The 17,437-nt window shown below is 74.6% G+C and carries 16 protein-coding genes; 2 read left to right on the top strand and 14 right to left on the bottom strand.

Annotated elements, in window-relative coordinates; translation table 11 throughout:
• Nucleotides 1-31: 31 nt before the first annotated feature.
• From JT721_RS15970 to JT721_RS16030, 13 genes are all read right to left on the bottom strand, one after another.
• A complete protein-coding gene (locus JT721_RS15970; protein WP_205474251.1) occupies nucleotides 32-988 on the bottom strand; it encodes a class I SAM-dependent methyltransferase in 957 nt (318 codons plus the stop codon).
• Between the two features lie 73 nt (nucleotides 989-1,061).
• On the bottom strand, nucleotides 1,062-2,201 hold the full coding sequence (gene ftsY / locus JT721_RS15975; protein WP_205474252.1) for a signal recognition particle-docking protein FtsY: 1,140 nt from the start codon (nucleotides 2,199-2,201) through the stop codon (nucleotides 1,062-1,064).
• A gap of 267 nt (nucleotides 2,202-2,468) precedes the next feature.
• Nucleotides 2,469-2,930 carry a thioesterase family protein gene (locus JT721_RS15980; RefSeq protein WP_205474253.1) on the bottom strand — a complete coding sequence of 154 codons (462 nt, stop codon included), beginning with the start codon at nucleotides 2,928-2,930 and terminating at the stop codon, nucleotides 2,469-2,471.
• Nucleotides 2,927-6,508: a chromosome segregation protein SMC gene (gene smc / locus JT721_RS15985; protein ID WP_205474254.1), complete on the bottom strand. Its 3,582-nt coding sequence runs from the start codon at nucleotides 6,506-6,508 to the stop codon at nucleotides 2,927-2,929. Before smc ends, JT721_RS15980 begins: the two co-directional genes overlap by 4 nt.
• A 261-nt stretch (nucleotides 6,509-6,769) precedes the next feature.
• The gene (locus tag JT721_RS15990) at nucleotides 6,770-6,970 is read right to left on the bottom strand and encodes a hypothetical protein (RefSeq protein WP_205474255.1); all 201 of its coding nucleotides are present in this window, start codon (nucleotides 6,968-6,970) and stop codon (nucleotides 6,770-6,772) included.
• Nucleotides 6,971-7,048: 78 nt separating this feature from the next.
• Nucleotides 7,049-7,924, bottom strand: a complete 876-nt coding sequence (mutM, locus tag JT721_RS15995) for a bifunctional DNA-formamidopyrimidine glycosylase/DNA-(apurinic or apyrimidinic site) lyase (RefSeq protein WP_205474256.1) — start codon at nucleotides 7,922-7,924, stop codon at nucleotides 7,049-7,051.
• Between the two features lie 15 nt (nucleotides 7,925-7,939).
• A complete protein-coding gene (gene rnc / locus JT721_RS16000) occupies nucleotides 7,940-8,728 on the bottom strand; it encodes a ribonuclease III (protein WP_240340901.1) in 789 nt (262 codons plus the stop codon).
• A 13-nt stretch (nucleotides 8,729-8,741) separates the two neighbouring features.
• Entirely contained in the window at nucleotides 8,742-8,927 is a 186-nt protein-coding gene (gene rpmF / locus JT721_RS16005; RefSeq protein ID WP_205474258.1) for a 50S ribosomal protein L32, read from the bottom strand.
• A gap of 38 nt (nucleotides 8,928-8,965) precedes the next feature.
• Nucleotides 8,966-9,508 (bottom strand): YceD family protein, encoded by a 543-nt coding sequence (locus JT721_RS16010; RefSeq protein ID WP_307828091.1) that lies wholly within the window; start codon nucleotides 9,506-9,508, stop codon nucleotides 8,966-8,968.
• 129 nt (nucleotides 9,509-9,637) lie between these two features.
• On the bottom strand, nucleotides 9,638-10,132 hold the full coding sequence (gene coaD, locus JT721_RS16015) for a pantetheine-phosphate adenylyltransferase (protein WP_205474259.1): 495 nt from the start codon (nucleotides 10,130-10,132) through the stop codon (nucleotides 9,638-9,640).
• A complete protein-coding gene (rsmD, locus tag JT721_RS16020) occupies nucleotides 10,129-10,719 on the bottom strand; it encodes a 16S rRNA (guanine(966)-N(2))-methyltransferase RsmD (protein WP_205474260.1) in 591 nt (196 codons plus the stop codon). Before rsmD ends, coaD begins: the two co-directional genes overlap by 4 nt.
• On the bottom strand, nucleotides 10,716-12,953 hold the full coding sequence (locus JT721_RS16025) for an ATP-dependent DNA helicase RecG (protein WP_205474261.1): 2,238 nt from the start codon (nucleotides 12,951-12,953) through the stop codon (nucleotides 10,716-10,718). The genes rsmD and JT721_RS16025 overlap by 4 nt, the downstream gene beginning before the upstream one ends.
• A gap of 10 nt (nucleotides 12,954-12,963) precedes the next feature.
• Nucleotides 12,964-14,619, bottom strand: coding sequence for a DAK2 domain-containing protein (locus JT721_RS16030; protein ID WP_307828092.1), 1,656 nt, complete (start codon nucleotides 14,617-14,619; stop codon nucleotides 12,964-12,966).
• A 107-nt stretch (nucleotides 14,620-14,726) separates the two neighbouring features.
• Here JT721_RS16030 and JT721_RS16035 point away from each other — a divergent pair, with 107 nt between their 5' ends.
• Entirely contained in the window at nucleotides 14,727-15,905 is a 1,179-nt protein-coding gene (locus JT721_RS16035) for a phospholipase D-like domain-containing protein (RefSeq protein ID WP_205474262.1), read from the top strand.
• A 114-nt stretch (nucleotides 15,906-16,019) separates the two neighbouring features.
• Complete coding sequence (rpmB, locus tag JT721_RS16040; RefSeq protein ID WP_205474263.1) at nucleotides 16,020-16,205, top strand: 50S ribosomal protein L28; 186 nt, start codon at nucleotides 16,020-16,022, stop codon at nucleotides 16,203-16,205.
• 230 nt (nucleotides 16,206-16,435) lie between these two features.
• Here the strand turns inward: rpmB and JT721_RS16045 are convergent, their stop codons facing one another.
• The gene (locus JT721_RS16045) at nucleotides 16,436-17,419 is read right to left on the bottom strand and encodes a thiamine-phosphate kinase (protein WP_205474264.1); all 984 of its coding nucleotides are present in this window, start codon (nucleotides 17,417-17,419) and stop codon (nucleotides 16,436-16,438) included.
• Nucleotides 17,420-17,437: the final 18 nt, after the last annotated feature.

Here is a 17,437-nt window from a genome sequence, read left to right on the forward strand (position 1 = left end):
GCCGGCGGGGGACGCCGGGCGGCAGCGGACCTCAGCCGCGCCCGAGCAGCCGCCCGGCCCGGCGCCGTACGCCGCGGGCGACCCGACGCGCGGTCCAACCCGACCCGGCCGCCTCCAGCTGCCGGCGCAGCCGCTCCGTCTCCGCCCGCGAGTCGAGCAGCCGGCCGCGGACCAGGGTCAGCTCGTCGAGCGTGGCCTCGAAGGCCCGGGCCAGCCCGGTGGGGGTGGGGTCGACCTCCAGCGGGGGCGGCACCGCGGCGTTCGCGCTGGAGCGCACGATCCAGACCAGCTCGTCGGGGACGACCTTGAGCCAGGTGCACATCCGCTCCCCCAGCACCGAGCGGGGCGTGACCCGGGTGAAGGCGAGCCCGGACTCCACGAGGCGGTCCTCGAAGTCGTCGCCGTAGTAGCGCACGTGGTCGCGCTGCCCGAAGCGGCGCAGCCGCTCCTCCTCGTCGGCGCTCGGGTCCTCGTCGGTGCGGGTGCCGGGGCGGAACGGCACCTGCACGAGGCCGACGCCCCCTGAACCGAGCACCCGGGCGATCTCGCGCATCGCGCTGCGGTCGTCGGGCACGTGCTCGAGCACGTGGTAGCAGACGAGCAGGTCGACCGACGCGTCGGGCAGCGGCAGCTCGGTGAGGCTGCCGAGCACGTCGACCAGGCGGTTGTCGGCGCCCAGGTCGAGCCGCACGTGGTGACGCGGCCCCAGCCGCGCCAGCAGCGGGGTGACGTGGGGGGTGGGCGCGACGTCGAGGAGCACGCCCAGGTCGGGCATGGTCGGCTGCAGCGCCGAGAGCAGGAGCGCCAGGAACCGGTGCCGCTCGAGGCTGCCGCAGCGCGGGCACGAGGCGTCGGGACGACCGCCCGGGCCGGGCTTGAACTCCCGGCGCACCACCCGGCCGCACACGCCGCAGAAGCGGCGCGGGAACTCCTCCAGGCGCTGCGCCGGGGGTGCGTCGGCGTGCCGGTCGGTGCTGGGTGCGGTCACGGCGGCTCTCCTCAGTGGCGGTGGGTGCGGGCTGGCGTCCGGCTCGGGTCGGGTCGTCGTTCGGGTCAGGCGTTCAGCCGAGCAGTGCGTCGACGAACGCCTCGGGGTCGAAGGGGGCCAGGTCGTCGGGCCCCTCCCCCAAACCCACGAGCTTGACGGGCACGCCGAGCTCGCGCTGGACGGCGACCACGATGCCGCCCTTGGCCGAGCCGTCGAGCTTGGTCAGCACGATGCCGGTGACGTCGACGACCTCGCTGAAGACCCGGGCCTGGATCATGCCGTTCTGGCCGGTGGTGGCGTCGAGCACGAGCAGCACCTCGGTGACCGGCGCCTGCTTCTCGATGACCCGCTTGACCTTGCCGAGCTCGTCCATCAGGCCGGCCTTGTTCTGCAGCCGGCCGGCGGTGTCGACGATGACGGTGTCGACGCCGTTCTCCGCACCCGAGCGCACCGCCTCGAAGGCCACGCTGGCGGGGTCGGAGCCCTCGGCCCCGCGCACCACCTCGACGCCGACCCGCTCGCCCCAGGTCGCCAGCTGGTCGACGGCCGCCGCGCGGAAGGTGTCGGCCGCGCCGAGCACGACCGAGCGGTCGTCGGCGACCAGGATGCGCGCGATCTTGCCCACGGTGGTGGTCTTGCCGGCGCCGTTGACACCGACGACCAGGACCACCCCCGGGGTGTCGCCCTCACCGCTGACCCGCAGGCTGCGGTCGAGCTCGGGCCCGACCAACGTGACGAGCTCCTCGCGCAGCACGGTGCGCGCCTCGGCCGGGCCGGTGCCCTCGACGCGCATCCGGGTGCGCAGGCGGTCGACCAGCTCCTGGGTGGGGGTGACGCCCACGTCGGCGGTGATGAGGGCGTCCTCGATCGACTCCCAGGTGTCCTCGTCGAGCCGGTCGCGGCTCAGCAGGCTCAGCAGCCCCCGGCCGAGCCCGCCCTGCCCGGCCAGCCGCTGGCGCAGCCGGACCAGCCGTGACTCCCGGCCCTCCGGCCGCTCGACCGTGGGGGTCGCCGGCCCGGCGACCGGCTCGGCCACCGGCTCCACGGGCTCGGCCGTCGGCTCGACCGCGGGGGGCACGATCACGTCGGTGCCGCCCGCCGGCGGGACCGGCGGCGTCCGGCGTCCGCGGCCGATGCTCAGGCCGATCGTGACGGCCAGGGCCAGCACCGCCACCGCGGCGATGATGAGGACGAGCGCGACGGTCGTGGTCATGGGCTCAATCCAACCAGAGCCGCCGGGCCCGGCTCGGGGTCAGGGGCGGTGCGGGGGCGCTGGGGGTGGCTCAATCGACCACAACTCCGCAATTGCGCGGTTCCGGACGGTTTCCCCCACGCCCAACCGACCACAACTCCTCGATCGCGCGGTTCCGGTCGATCCACCCCACGCCCAACCGACCACAACTCCTCGATCGCGCGGTTCCGGTCGATTCACCCCACGCCCAACCGACCACAACTCCGCAATTGCGGAGTTCCGGTCGATTCACCCCACGCCGTTGCCAGCACCCCCCGGCCGCAGCAACCTCGAGACGACGTCGCGCACGACGTCGGGCATCGCGGTGACCGGCCGGGCGGGGTCGGTGTCGTCGACGTAGACGTGCACGAAGCGGCCCTCCGCGGCGGCCTCGTCGCCGTCGCCCTGGAACAGGCCGATCCGGTAGACCACGCTGGAGCGGCCCACCTTGTCGACGACCAGGCCGGCCTCGATCGGCGCGGGGAACCCGAGCTCGCGGAAGTAGCGGCAGCCGGTCTCGGCCACGACGCCGATCTGCGGGAGGCGGCGGATGTCGAGCCCGGTCGCCTCGTAGAGGTAGGCGTTGACCGCGGTGTCGAACAGCTCGTAGTAGGTCGCGTTGTTGAGGTGGCCGTAGGCGTCGTCGTCGCGCCAGCGCGTGGTGATCGTGCGCCAGTGGACGTAGTCGCCGCGGCCCGGACGCGCGCTCACGCCGAGGCGGTCTCGCGCAGCCGCTGGCTGATCACGGCCGACACGCCGTCGCCGCGCATCGTGACGCCGTAGAGGGCGTCGCCGACCTCCATGGTCCGCTTCTGGTGGGTGATCACCAGCAGCTGGGAGTTCTCCCGCAGCTCCTCGTAGATCTCCAGCAGGCGGCCCAGGTTGGTGTCGTCGAGGGCGGCCTCGACCTCGTCGAGGATGTAGAACGGCGAGGGGCGCGCCTTGAACAGCGCCACCAGGAACGCCACCGCCACCAGCGACCGCTCGCCGCCGGAGAGCAGCGACAGGCGCTTGACCTTCTTACCGGGCGGACGCGCCTCGACCTCGATGCCGGTGCTGAGCATGTCGTCGGGATCGGTGAGCACCAGGCGTCCCTCGCCGCCGGGGAACAGCCGGGCGAAGGTCTGGTCGAAGGCGTTGGACACGTCGGCGTAGGCCTCGGTGAACACCTGCTGCACCCGGTCGTCGACCTCGCGGACGATGTCGAGCAGGTCGCGGCGGGTCTTCTTGAGGTCCTCGAGCTGCTCGGTGAGGAACTTGTGCCGCTCCTCCATCGCCGAGAACTCCTCCAGCGCCAGCGGGTTGACCCGGCCGAGCATCGCGAGCGCGCGCTCGGCGGTGCGCAGCCGCTTCTGCTGCTCCTCGCGCACGAACGGCACCGGTTCGGGGGCCGGCGCCTCCTCGTCGGACGCAGCGCCGTCGGCGTCGGGCAGCACCGTGACCGGCACCGGCTGGTCCGGGCCGTAGTCGGCGACCAGGGCGTCGGCGTCGAGGCCGAGCTCCTCGAGCGCCTTCTCCTCCAGCTGCTCGATCCGCATCCGCTGCTGGGTGCGCGCCATCTCGTCGCGGTGGACGGAGTTGACGAGCTCGTCGTGCTCCTTGCCGAGGTCGCGCAGCCGGGAGCGTACGTCGAGCAGCTCGCGCTCGCGCCCCGAACGCGCCTCCTCGACCGCCGAGCGGGCCAGCGCGGCCTGCTCGACCGAGGTCTCCAGCCGGCGCAGCACCCAGGCCACGGCGGTGTGGACCGCCTCCGCGGCCCGACCCTCGCGCAGCAGCCGGGCCCGGCGCTCGGCCTCGCGGGCCCGCGTCTCGCGCTCGGCCGCGGCGGCCCGGAGCAGCTGGTCGGCGCGACCGTGCAGCGCCCGGGCCCGCTCCTCCGACGTGCGCAACGCGAGCCGGGCGTCCATCTCGGCCTGCCGGGCGGCGCGGGCGGCCTCGGCCAGCCGCTCCCGCTCGTCGACCTCGGGCTCTGCCTCGGGCGACTCCTCGGCCCGGGCCAGCCGGCCCTCGAGCTCGGCGAGCCCGGCGAGGTCGCGGTCGCGCGCCTCCTCGGCCTTGGCGATCGCCTCGCCGAGGCGCTCGGCCTCGCCGCGCGCGGCGCGGGCCTGCGAGCCGTACTGACCGAGCTCCTCGGCCACCGCGGCCAGCGTCGCGTCCGACTCGTGCAGCTTGGCCAGCGCGACGTCGGCCCGCTTCTGGGCCTCGAGGCGCTCGCTCTCCAGCCGCGACATGTCGAAGCCGAGCCGCTCGGCCGAGGCGACGGCCTCGGCGAGCATCCGGTCGGCCTCGTCGACGGCGGCCTGGATCTCGATCAGGCTGGGCTGGTCCGACGAGCCGCCGGCGGCGTAGTGGGCACCCAGCACGTCGCCGTCGCGGGTGACGGCGGTGACGTCGGGGGTGCTCGCCACCAGGGCGCGTGCGGCGTCGAGGTCGTCGACGACGGCGACCTTGCGCAGCAGCCGGGCCAGACCGGGGCGCAGCGTGTCGGGGCACTCCACCACGTCGACGGCGTACGTCGCGCCGCCCGGCAGCCCGGGCCAGCCGGAGGTGTCGGCGTCCCCGGGGGCGCCGCCGAGCAGCAGCCCGGCCCGGCCGAGGTCGTCGGACTTCAGGTGCGTGATCGCCTCGACGGCCGCCTCGGGCGAGGCGACGGCCACGGCGTCGGCGGCCTGGCCGAGGGCTCCGGCGACGGCGGCCTCGAAGCCCGGGCGCACCGAGAGCAGCGCGGCCACCGAGCCCATCAGCCCGGAGACCCGGTCGCTGGCGGCGAGCAGCGCGCCGGCGCCGTCCTTGCGGTTGAGGCCCATCTCGAGGGCGTCCTTGCGGGCCATCAGCGTCGAGCGGTCGCGGTCGGCCTGGAGCGCCTCCTCGCGCGCCTTGGCCAGCCGCTCCTCGACGTCGTCGAGCGCGGCGACCGCCGCCTCGTGCTCGGCGTCGAGCCCCTCCTCGCCGGCGTCGAGGCCGGCGACCTTGGTCTCGAGGGCGGTGAAGTCGCGCTGCGCGCGCTCGGCGCGGGCCACGGCCTCCTCGCGGGCCAGGCTGAGCCGGCCGACCTCCTCCTCGGCGGCCGCGGCGCGCGACTTCAGCGCGTTGACCTGGCCGTGCAGGCGGGCAAGGCCCTCGCGGCGGTCGGCCGCGGCACGCTGCAGCCCGGCGACCCGGCGGTCCTCCTCGGCCGCGGCGTCCTCGGCCTCGCGGCGCGCGGTCACGGCGTCCTCGAGCGCGACCCGGTGGCCGGAGACCTCGGCGTCGATGCGCTGCTCCTGCTCGCGCACCTCGGCGGCCTCGGCCTCGAGCTGCTCGGGGTCGCGGCCCGAGGCCGCTGCCTCCGACGACGCGGTCGAGTCGGCGTTGCGGATCCGCTCGGCGGCGAGCGACTGGGTGCCGCGCAGCTTCTCGCGCACGCCGGAGAGGGCGAACCAGGTCTCCTGGGCGCGGGCCAGGGCGGGCAGGTCCTCGCGCAGCGCGGCCTCGAGCGCTGCCTCCTGCTCGCGGCTGCGGGCGATGGCTGCCTCGACCTGCTCGCGGCGCTGGACCAGCACCGACTCGTCTGCCATCTCCTGCTCGAGCGCGGTGCGGGCAGTCACCAGGTCGTCGGCCAGCAGTCGGGCCCGGGCGTCGCGCACGTCGGCCTGCACGGTCGCGGCCCGCCGGGCCACCTCGGCCTGCCGGCCCAGCGGCTTGAGCTGGCGCCGGATCTCGTTGAGCAGGTCGTTGAGCCGGTTGAGGTTGCCGTCGGTGGCGTCGAGCTTGCGGAGCGCCTTCTCCTTGCGCTTGCGGTGCTTCAGCACGCCGGCGGCCTCCTCGATGAAGCCGCGCCGGTCCTCGGGGGTGGCGTGCAGGATCTGGTCGAGCTGGCCCTGCCCGACGATGACGTGCATCTCGCGGCCGATGCCGGAGTCGCTGAGCAGCTCCTGGACGTCGAGGAGGCGGCAGGTGTTGCCGTTGATGGCGTACTCCGAGCCGCCGCTGCGGAACATGGTCCGGCTGATCGTGACCTCGGCGTACTCGATCGGCAGCGCGCCGTCGGTGTTGTCGATGGTCAGCACCACCTCGGCACGCCCCAGCGGCGGCCGGCCCGAGGTGCCGGCGAAGATGACGTCGTCCATCTTGCCGCCGCGCAGCGACTTGGCGCTCGCCTCGCCCATCACCCACGCGAGCGCGTCGACGACGTTGGACTTGCCGGAGCCGTTGGGGCCCACGATGCACGTGATGCCGGGCTCGAGCTGGAGCGTCGTCGAGGAGGCGAAGGACTTGAACCCCTTCAGGGTCAGGCTCTTCAGGTACAACGGTGGCTCCCTCGCCGTCGGTGGTCGAGCGGACGCGCGGGTCGTGTCGGATCACGGCGCTGCGCGGGGGAAGCTCAGCGGGACGAGCATACCCGCAGCGAGGTCCGGCGGAGCACATCCGGTCGCGCGCCGCCACCGCCGCGCGACCCCGCGGGTCGCGGGCCTGGACTGGCGAGCCGCCCGGTGGGGACGCCGGGGGTCCGGACCGGCTCACGCCGTCCGGGTCGGGCGACCGGTGGCCGGCCGCCGGGTCCTACGCCGTCAGGCGGGCTGCATCTCCTGCAGGGGAGCCGTGTCGAGCAGCTCGGCCGCGCGGGCGACGAGCCGGTCGTTCTCCTCCGAGAGCTTGAGGACGAGGGCCTCCAGCTCGGCCACCCGCGCGCGCAGCCGAGCGTTCTCGACGGTCGCGTGGGAGGGGGTTCGCAGGTCGCTGTCCAGGTAGCCGATCAGCGCCTTGGCCATGGATGAACCTTCCGGGTTGTGCGGGAGTGTGATCGCGGTGGCGACCGTCTTCAAGAGTCCCACCTGCGCCGCGCCCGGTCAATCTGGCGCGGGGCGCGCCCGCCGGGCCCGCGGGACGGGCTGGCAGGCGGGGCAGAAGTACGACGAGCGGTTCATGAACGCGACCCGCCGGATCGGCGTGCCGCACCGGTCGCAGGGCTCGCCCTCGCGGCCGTAGGCGTGCAGCGAGCGGTCGAAGTAGCCGGACTCGCCGTTGACGTTGACGTAGAGCGAGTCGAACGACGTGCCACCCTGCCCCAGCGCCTGGGCCATCACGTCGCGGGCGTGGCCGAGCAGGGTGCGGACCTGGGCGGCGGTGAGCCGGTCGCCCGGCCGGTCGCCGTGCAGCCGAGCGCGCCACAGCGCCTCGTCGGCGTAGATGTTGCCGACGCCGGAGACCAGGCCCTGGTCGAGCAGCTGCCGCTTGATGCCCGAGGTCCGCCGGCGCACCCGGCGGACGAACAGGTCGTCGTCGAACTCCGGGTCGAGCGGGTCGCGGGCGATGTGGGCGATCTCGGGCGGCAGCTCGGCGCCGCCGGCGGAGATGCTCAGGCCGCCGAACATCCGCTGGTCGACGAAGCGCAGCTCGCGACCCTCGGCCGCACCCTCGAGCCGCAGCCGCACCCGCAGGTGCCGCTCGTCGGGCGCGTCGGGAGGCTGCACGAGGAGCTGGCCGCTCATGCCGAGGTGGCCCAGCAGCGCGTCGCCGTTGTCGAGCGGCACCCAGAGGTACTTGCCGCGCCGGCGGGCGCCGACCAGCCGGCGGCCCGTCAGAGCGTCGGCGAAGCCGGCCGGGCCGCGCGGGTCGCGGCGCACCGGCCGCGGGTGCAGCACGTCGACGCCGACGACCCGGGCGCCCAGGACGTGGCGGGCCAGGCCGTCGCGGACGACCTCCACCTCCGGAAGCTCGGGCACCGGTGGCTCAGCGGCTCAGGAGCGGGCGGCGGGGTCCTGCGCCGCGTCGTCGGTGGCGCCGGCGGCGGCCTCGACGGCCGCCTCGGTGACGGTCTCGGTGCCGGGCTCGGGGTCGGGCACGGGCAGCGCGGCGACGATGTCGCCGTACGCCGTCTCGGCGGCGGCCTGCTCGGCCTCCTTCTTGGAGCGGCCGTGGCCGTTGCCGTAGAGCTGGCCCCCGACCCGCACCTGGGCGGTGAAGGTCTTCATGTGGTCGGGCCCGTCGTCCTCGATGACGTACTCGGGCACACCGAGGCCGTGCTCGGCGGCAAGCTCCTGCAGCGAGGTCTTCCAGTCCAGGCCGGCGCCCATCGCGGAGGCGGCCTCGATGAGGGGGTCGAAGAGCAGGTGGACGACCTTCGAGGACTCCTCGATGCCGCCGCTGAGGTGGACGGCGCCGATCACGGCCTCGACGGTGTCGGAGACGATCGAGGCCTTCTGGCGACCGCCGGTGGCCTCCTCGCCGCGACCGAGCTTGATGTGGTCGCCCAGGCCGATGCCGCGGCCGACCTCGGCCAGCGCGCGGGCGTTGACCACCGCGGCGCGCAGCTTGGCCAGCCGACCCTCGGAGAGGTCGGGGTGGGCGAGGTAGAGCGTCTCGGTGACGACCACGCCGAGGACGGAGTCGCCGAGGAACTCCAGCCGCTCGTTGGTCGGCAGCCCGCCGTTCTCGTAGGCGAAGGAGCGGTGCGTGAGGGCGCGGTCGAGCAGCCCGGGGTCCAGCTGGGGATCCCCGAGGGCGGCACGCAGCGCGTCGTAGCTCAGCGGCCCGACCCGGTCACAGGACCTGGCGACGGTCCGATCGGGCGCCGTACTGGCCGCACTCGCCGCACGCGCGGTGCGGGAGGTGCTTGGCACCGCAGGCGGGGTTCGCGCAGTCGACCAGGGACGGCGCCACGGCCTTCCAGGCCGAGCGACGGTGGCGCGTGTTGCTGCGCGACATCTTCCGCTTCGGGACAGCCACTTCTTGTCTCCTCTACCAGGACCGGCCGGGGGCCGGTCTCACGACTCTTGCTCTGGGTCCTGCTGGTCCTGCTGGTCCTGCTCGAGCGTGGTCAGCGCCGCCCACCGCGGGTCGATCGCCGCCTCGTGCGCATGGTCCGGGTCGTCCGCGAGCCGGGCCCCGCACTCGGGGCACAGTCCCGGACAGTCGTCCATGCACAGCGGCTGGAACGGCAGTGCGAGCACCACCGCGTCCCGCAGCACGGGCTCGAGGTCGAGCAGGTCGTCCTCGAGCACGCTGGCCTCGTCGTCATCCTCGGAGTCGAGCACGTGGTCGGGGTAGAGGTACAGCTCCTGGAACCGGACCGACACCTCGTCGGTGATCGGCTCCAGGCACCGCACGCACTCGCCCTCGAGGGCCGCTTCCGCGGTCCCCGTGACCAGCACTCCCTCCATGACCGCCTCGAGGCGCAGGTCGAGACCGACCGGCGACCCCTCGGTGACCCGGAGGACTTCGATGCCCAGATCTGCCGGTGCCGGGACCGTGAGCTCCACCTGACGCTGGGACCCCGGGCGGCGGCCGAGCTCGCGGGTGTCGAGCACGAGCGGCGCTCTCGGGTCCAGGCTGTTCAGGATGTCTCTCCCGGTTCCGGGCACTTGCAGATCAGCGAGAAGCGTAACCGGCGGGAGGTACGGCGGGCAAAACGCGCCGCCGCGGGGGGCGCGGCCTGCTCAGCCGCCCGCCGCCCGGCGCTCCGCCAGCCGATCGGTGAGCGCGGTCAGCACGGAGGGCGGCACCAGCGCGGAGACGTCGCCGCCGAACGCCGCGACCTCCTTGACCAGCGAGGACGCGACGAACGAGTAGTCCTTGCCCGTGGGCAGGAACACGGTCTCGACCCCCGTGAGGTGGGAGTTCATCCGCGCCATCTGCACCTCGTAGTCGTAGTCGGAGGGGGCGCGCAGCCCCTTCACGATCGCGACCGCGCCCACCTCGGCGCAGAACGACGTCACCAGGCCCGAGAACCCCTGCACCCGGACGTTCGGCAGCCCGGCGACGGCGTCGGCGAACATCCCGATGCGCTCGTCGTCGGTGAACAGCCGGCTCTTCGAGGGGTTGGTGCCGACGCCGACGACGACCTCGTCGAAGAGGCCGGCGGCCCGCTCGACGATCTCGAGGTGCCCGAGGGTCACCGGGTCGAAGGTGCCGGGGCACACGGCTCGCTTCACGGCTGGTCCTCCCTGGTCGCCCGCTCCGGTTCGGCTGCGTGACCGTACCAAAGCACCGTCTCGCCGTAGGCACGCCGCCGCTGCGGCTCGACGCCCCCGGGCCAGGCCGGCTCGGGGCTGCGAACCGACCGCTCGACCACGACCAGCGCGCCGGGCGCGAGCCACCCGCCGGCCGCGAGCGCGGCGAGGTCGGCGGCGACGGCCGCGTCGGCCAGCGGGTACGGCGGGTCGGCGAACACCACGTCGTACGCCGCCGACGGGGGCCGGCCGAGCACGGTGGCCACCGACGCGGCGACCACCTCGACGTCGGCCCCGAGGGTGCGGGCGTTGGAGCGCACCAGCGCGGCCGTGGGCCGGTCGGACTCCACCAGCGTCACCGCTGCGGCGCCGCGCGACCAGGCCTCGAGCCCGACCGCCCCCGACCCGGCGTAGAGGTCCAGGACCCGCAGGCCGGTCCACGAGCCGGCCCAGGCCTCGATGCTGGAGAACAGCGCCTCCCGCACCCGGTCGCTGGTGGGCCGGGTCTGCTGGCCCCGCGGGGTGACCAGCCGACGCCCCCCGGCCCGGCCGCCGATGATCCGGGTCACGACCGCTCCAGGAAGTCGCCCCGGGTCGAGGCCTCGAGGTCGGCCACCGCGAGGGCGAGCGGCGGGTGCGAGAGCAGCTCGGGGTCGTCGTCGAGCAGCCGCTCGGCGGCCTCGCGGGCGGCCACGATGGTCTCCTCGTCGCGGAGCACCCGCAGGCTGTGGAGCTGGGTGCGGCGCCCCGACTGCGAGGCGCCCAGCACGTCGCCCTCGCGACGCAGCTCGAGGTCGACCCGGCTGAGCTCGAAGCCGTCGGTGGTGGCGGCGACGGCCTCGAGCCGCTCGCGGGCGCCGCCCTCGTTGCCCGTCCTGGTCACCAGCAGGCACAGGCCGGGGAGGCCGCCCCGCCCCACCCGGCCGCGGAGCTGGTGGAGCTGACTCACCCCGAACCGCTCGGCGTCGAGGATCACCATCGTGGTGGCGTTGGCGACGTCGACGCCCACCTCGATCACCGTCGTCGAGACCAGCACGTCGACCTCGCCGGCCGCGAAGGCGCGCATCACGCGCTCCTTCTCCTCCGGCGGCAACCGCCCGTGCAGCGCGGCGATGCGCAGCCCGTGGAGTGGCCCGGCGTCGAGGTCGGCGACGACGTCCTCGACCGCGGAGAGCCCCGGCCGGCCCTGCACGACGACCAGGTTGCCGTCGTCGTCGATCTCGAGCTGGTCGACGTCGCCGGGCTCCTGCTCGTCGCCGCGGATCCGCGGGCACACGACGTAGACCTGGTGGCCCTTCTCGACCTCCTCGCGCACCCTCGACCAGGTGCGCCCCAGCCAGTGGGGCTGCTCGGCGACCGGCACGATCGTGGTCTGGATCGGGGCCCGGCCGGCAGGCAGCTCGCGCAGCACCGCGGTCTCGAGGTCGCCGAAGACCGTCATCGCGACCGTTCGCGGGATCGGGGTCGCGGTCATCACCAGCACGTGGGGCGGGGCCACGGACTTCTGGGTGAGCGCGGCGCGCTGCTCGACGCCGAAGCGGTGCTGCTCGTCGACGACGACGAGGCCGAGGTCGTCGAAGATCACCTGGTCCTCGAGCAGGGCGTGGGTGCCGACCACGATGCCGGCCTCGCCGGTCGCCAGGCGCAGCAGCGGCTCGGTGCGCTGGGTCTTGGTCATCGACCCGGTGAGCAGCTCGACCCGGGTGGCGCCCTCGGCGCCGCCCAGCATGCCGCCGCCGGCGAGGTCGCCCATCAGGGCGGTGATCGAGCGGTGGTGCTGCTGGGCCAGCACCTCGGTGGGGGCGAGCAGGGCGGCCTGGCCGCCGGAGTCGACCACGCGCAGCATCGCGCGCAGCGCCACCAGGGTCTTGCCGGAGCCGACCTCCCCCTGGAGCAGTCGCTGCATCGGCCAGTCGCGGGCCAGCTCGGCCTCGATGGTCTCCCCCACCGAGCGCTGGCCCTCGGTGAGCGTGAACGGCAGCCGGGCGTCGAAGGCTGCCAGCAGCGTCCCGTCGCCGCCGTCGCGCGGCGTCGCCCCGAGCGCCCGGACCGCGCGGCGCCGGCGTCCGAGCACGAGCTGGGTGACCAGCGCCTCCTCGAAGCGGAACCGCTGCCGGGCCCGGGTCACCTGGGCGTGGTCGGCGGGCAGGTGGACCCAGTCCAGCGCGGTGCGGGCGTCGAGCAGCCCGGCCTCCTCGCGCACCGCCTCGGGCACCAGGTCGGGCACGTGGTCGACGACGGTGCGGGCGAAGGAGACCGCCCGCTGGAGGTCCCACGAGTCCACCCCGGCCGTGAGGGGGTAGATGGGGTAGAGCTCTCCCATCGTCTCCAGCGACAGCGAGGCGAGGTCCTCGCCGGAGGTGCCGAACAGGATCATCCCGGGGTTGGTCAGCTGCCACTCGTCGCGGAACCGGCTGGCCTTGCCGATGAACAGCCCCCGGCGTCCGGGCGGCAGCCGGCCCTCCTGCCACTGCGCGACGTTCTGGCTCTTGGCGAAGAACGTCATCTTCAGCGACGGCCCGTCGGTGCGCAGCACGGCCTCGAGGCGGTACGCCGTGCGGCCGGTGCGGCGGTCGCGGTAGGTGTGGGTGGCGCTGCGCGCGATCTCCCCCACCAGCGTCAGCAGCTGGCCCTCCTCGAGCTCGTCGAGGCGGGTGAGCTCGGCGGTGCGCAGGTAGCGGCGCGGGTGGTGCCCGAGCAGGTCGCCCACGGTGCGCAGCCCCAGCACCTCGACGATCCGGTCGCGCTTCTTCTTGCCGACGTCGCCCAGCACCGACTCGACCGGGCTCTCGAGCGTGATCACCGCTCCCCCTTCACTCCACCGCGACGAGGAGCGGGTAGCGCTCCTGCCCCCCGTCGTACACCACGACGTCGACGAGGGGGTGGTGCTCCTCCAGCCAGGCGGCGCACGCGGCGGCCAGCGCGCCGTCGGCGTCGTCGGCGCCGGACACGATCGTCGCGAGCTCGCCGCCGCCGCCGAGCAGCCGGTCGAGCACGGCGGTGCCGACGGCCAGCAGGTCGTCGCCGACCACCACGAAGTCGCCGCCGAGCACGCCGAGCACGTCACCGGGCTCGCACGGGCCGGCCATGGTCATCGCCTGCCGGGCCGCGATCGTGACCGCCCCCTGCCGGGTGTGCCGCGCGGTCGCGGTCATCTCCAGCACGTCCTGGTCGAAGCTGCGGCCGGGCTCGTGCACGGCGAGGGCGGCCAGCCCCTGCACCTGGGCCTGGGTGGGGATCACCGCGACCCGCACGTCGGTGTCGCTCTCGGCGGTGCGGGCGGCGACCTCGGCGGCACGCACCGAGTCGTTGTCGTTGGGCAGCACCACGACCTCGCTGGCCCCGCAGCCGGTGATCGCCTCGAGCAGCTGACCGGTCGACGGGCGGCGTCCCGGGCCGCCCTCGACCACCACGGCGCCGGCCTCGGTGAAGAGCCGGGTCAGGCCGGGGCCGGCCGAGACCGCCACCACCCGGCGGCCCTCGCGGTCTGCGGCACCGAGGGCGGCCGCGGCGACCTGCTCGGCGAAGTGGGTGACCCGCACCCGGTGGGGGCGCCCGGCCTCGATGCCGGCCTCGATCGCGGCGCCCACGTCGTCGACGTGCACGTGCACGTTCCACAACCCGTTGCCGCCCACCACCACCAGCGAGTCGCCGAGGGCCGCCAGCCGGGCGCGCAGCCCGGCGATGACGTCGTCGCCGGCGTCGAGCAGGTACATCACCTCGTACGACGGACCGTCGGGACTCAGCCCGTGCTCGCCGTCGGCGTGCGAGAGCGGCTGCGGGATCGGGATGGTGTGGGTGCCGCGGCCCACGGGCGCGGGGCGGCGGCCGGTGAGCACGGTCTCGGCGGCGTCCAGGATCACGGTGAGCCCGCGACCGCCGGCGTCGACGACTCCGGCCTCCTTGAGCAGCGGCAGCTGGTCGGGGGTGCGCAGCAGCGCGGCGCGCGCTCCCGCCGCGGCCGCCTCGAAGACGTCGCGGGCCCGGGCGCCCTCGCGCCCGGCGCGCTCGGTGGCGGCGGCCGCGGCCTCGCGGCAGACGGTGAGCATGGTGCCCTCGACCGGGGTGCCGACGGCGGCGTACGCCGCCTCCGAGGCCAGCCGCAGCGCGTCGGCCATCACCGCGGCGTTGCGCTCCTCGGCCCCGGCCTCGTCGACCCGGCGCACCACCGCGCGCAGCATCTCGCTGAGGATCACCCCGGAGTTGCCGCGTGCCCCCAGCAGAGCGGCCCGGGCGAAGCCGGCCAGCACCGACGACCGGTCCCCACCGGCGGCGGCGAGCTCGCGCACGGCGTCGCGGGCGGCGGAGATGGTGAGGAACATGTTGGTTCCCGTGTCGCCGTCGGGCACGGGGTAGACGTTGAGCGCGTCGATCTCCTCGCGGGCGTCGGCCAGCGCGTCGGTCGCGACGTCGACGAAGCGCAGCACGACCTCGAGCTCGATGCCGCCGCCGTCGCGTGGTGCCCTCACCCCGACTCCCTTCCCGCCGCCCGACCGAGGTGTCAGGCTAGTGGGCAGCGGCCCGGACCGGTCGCTGACACCACCACAGTGCACGACGACACTCTCGGGAGCCCCTCGTGTCCACCTCCGTCCTCCGGCCGCGCCGTCGCGCGGCCCTCCTCGCCACCGCCCTCCTCGCGAGCGGGCTGGTCCTCGCCGGCCCGGCCTCCGCCCCGGCCGGGGCCGCCGAGGGACTGACCAGCCGGGCCTACTTCAACGACCCCTACGCCGAGGGCGACGCCAGCAACAGGACCCGCAACCTGGTGATCGACCGGTTCCGGGGCGCGCCGGCGGGCTCGGTGGTGAGGATGGTGACGTTCAACATCACCGACACCGCGATCAGCTCGGCGATGGTCGCGGCGAAGAAGCGCGGCGTGCAGGTGCGGGTGGTGCTGGCCCGCAAGAACTGCCGGGCCACGGCCGCCAAGCAGCTGAGACGCGCCCTCGGCACCCAGAAGCGGAAGCCGTCCTACGTCGTGTGCGCGACGGGCTCCACCCGCACGCCCGGGGGCAGCGTCCACCAGAAGTCGATCACCTTCTCGAGCACCGGCGGCAGCCGCTACGTGACCCTCGTCGGCTCGGCCAACCAGACCGTCGAGGGCTACGCCGACCAGTGGGTCGACCTCTACCAGTACGCCGGCCGCAAGGACGTCTACACCGTCTTCAACGACGTGTTCCGGCTCCAGAAGGCCGACCGCGACCTTGCCCAGCCCTACGTCGACCGGGTCTACAACGGCGGCAACGGGCGCTCGCAGTTCTTCCCGCTCGCGCCCGACCAGCGCACGGCGGCGTACGACCCGGTGCTGGCCCGGATCAACGAGATCCCGCGCGGGCCGGGCACCGACATCCAGGTGGCGTCGTACGCCGTGCACGGGCCGCGCGGCCGCTGGCTCACCGACGCGCTGGTGGCGCACAAGGCGGCGGGCTCCAAGGTGCGGGTGCTGGTCGGGCAGCCCGCTGGCGAGGACGTCATCGCCCGGCTCAAGGGGGCACGGATCCCGGTGCAGCGCGCCTACGACCCCGGCTGCCCCAACGACCCCGACGCCTCGACCTGCAACTACATCCACCTCAAGCTGATGACCGCCACCTGGGTCGGAGCCGCCGGGCGCCAGCACGCCGTGTGGACCGGCTCGGACAACTGGGCCGACAAGGCGCTCGGCAACGACGAGGTCAACCAGCAGATCGGCGGCCAGGAGGCTTGGTCGCAGTACGTACGATTCCTCGCGAAGGTCCGGGCGCACTACAAGCGGGCCTGACCCGCTCCGGGCGGGTCCGCTCGATTTCGGGAAGCCCGTCCGGATCGGATACTCTTCTTCGGTTGCCCGCACGCTCGGGCCCCCCAGACAACATCGAGTTCCAGGAGTTCACCCGTGGCTGCCGTCTGCGACATCTGCGCCAAGAAGCCCGGCTTCGGCAACAACCGGCCGTGGTCGCGCAAGATCACCAAGCGTCGCTTCAACCCCAACATCCAGCGGGTGCGGGCGACCATCAACGGCACGCCCAAGCGACTTAACGTGTGCACCGGCTGCCTGAAGGCCGGCAAGGTCAGCCGCTGACCCCCTGACGCGTCCGCCGAGGCCGCCGCTCCCCGCTCGGGGGGCGGCGGCCTCGCTGCTTCTGGGGTCGGCCCCGGCCCGGTAGTCCGTGACGTTCGGGCCCCGAAAAGAAGCTCCCAGGGGCCGAAACGTCACGGAGTATCGCTCCGGCCCGGTAGTCCGTGACGTTCTGGTCCCGGAAAGCGACTCGGAGGGGCCGAAACGTCACGGACTACCGCGCCCCCGCGGCCCTAGAAGTGCGTCCAGCCCGTCTCGCCGTCGTACGCCGAGCCGTCGACGGTGACGCCCTCGCCCTCGGCCACCCGGCCGACGACCTGCCAGCCGGCCGGCACGTCCTGCTCGGCGAAGGTGGCCAGCAACGAGTGGTCGTCGCCACCGCCGAGGATGAAGCGCAGCGGGTCCGACCCGGTGGCCTGGGCCACGGCGTGGAGCGGCTCGGGCACCTCGAAGGCGCCGGAGCGGACGTCGATCGCCACCCCGGAGGCGGCCGCGAGGTGGCCGGCCTCGGCGAGCAGCCCGTCGGAGACGTCGATCATCGAGGTGGCCCCGGCCGCGGCGGCCGCCGGCCCGGCGTCGTACGGCGGCTCGGGGCGCCGGTAGGCCTCCACCAGCACCCGGGGCGACCGGAACCCACGAGCCAGCACCGCCAGACCGCCCGCGGCCCAGCCCTGCCGGCCGCAGAGGGCGAGCACGTCGCCCGGGCGGGCGCCCGAGCGCAGCACCGGGTGCTGGGTGACCGCGCCCAGCACGGTGACCGCGACCACCACCTGGTCGGCCCGGGTGAGGTCGCCGCCCACGACGCTCGCCCCCACGAGCGAGCACTCCTCGGCGAAGCCGCGGGCCAGGTCGAGCGCCCACCGCACGGGCAGGTCGGCGGGGGCGGCGAGGCCGATCGTGAGGGAGTGGGCGGTGCCGCCCATCGCGTTGATGTCGGAGAGGTTCTGAGCGGCCGCCCGGTGGCCGACGTCGACCGCCTCGGCCCAGTCGCGCCGGAAGTGCCGGCCCTCCACCATCAGGTCGGTGGAGACCACGACGTGGCCGGTGCGGATGCGCAGCACGGCGGCGTCGTCGCCGGGGCCCACGAGCACCTGCTCGCCCTGCTCGAAGAGCCCGGTCAGCTCGCCGATCAGCCCGAACTCCCCCACCTCGCCCAACGTCGCGTCGGCCGACGGTGCGGACTGCCGGGTGGTCGGTCGGGGGGTCGGCTCGGGCACGGACCCATCCCACCATGA

Origin of the sequence: Nocardioides sp. SYSU D00038 (genome assembly GCF_016924665.1) — a bacterium.
Lineage (GTDB): Bacteria > Actinomycetota > Actinomycetes > Propionibacteriales > Nocardioidaceae > Nocardioides.

Coding starts and splice junctions, on each gene's coding strand:
- ftsY (WP_205474252.1), bottom strand. CDS start 2,201: ATGACCACGACCGTCGCGCTCGTCCTCATCATCGCCGCGGTGGCGGTG.
- JT721_RS15990 (WP_205474255.1), bottom strand. CDS start 6,970: ATGGCCAAGGCGCTGATCGGCTACCTGGACAGCGACCTGCGAACCCCC.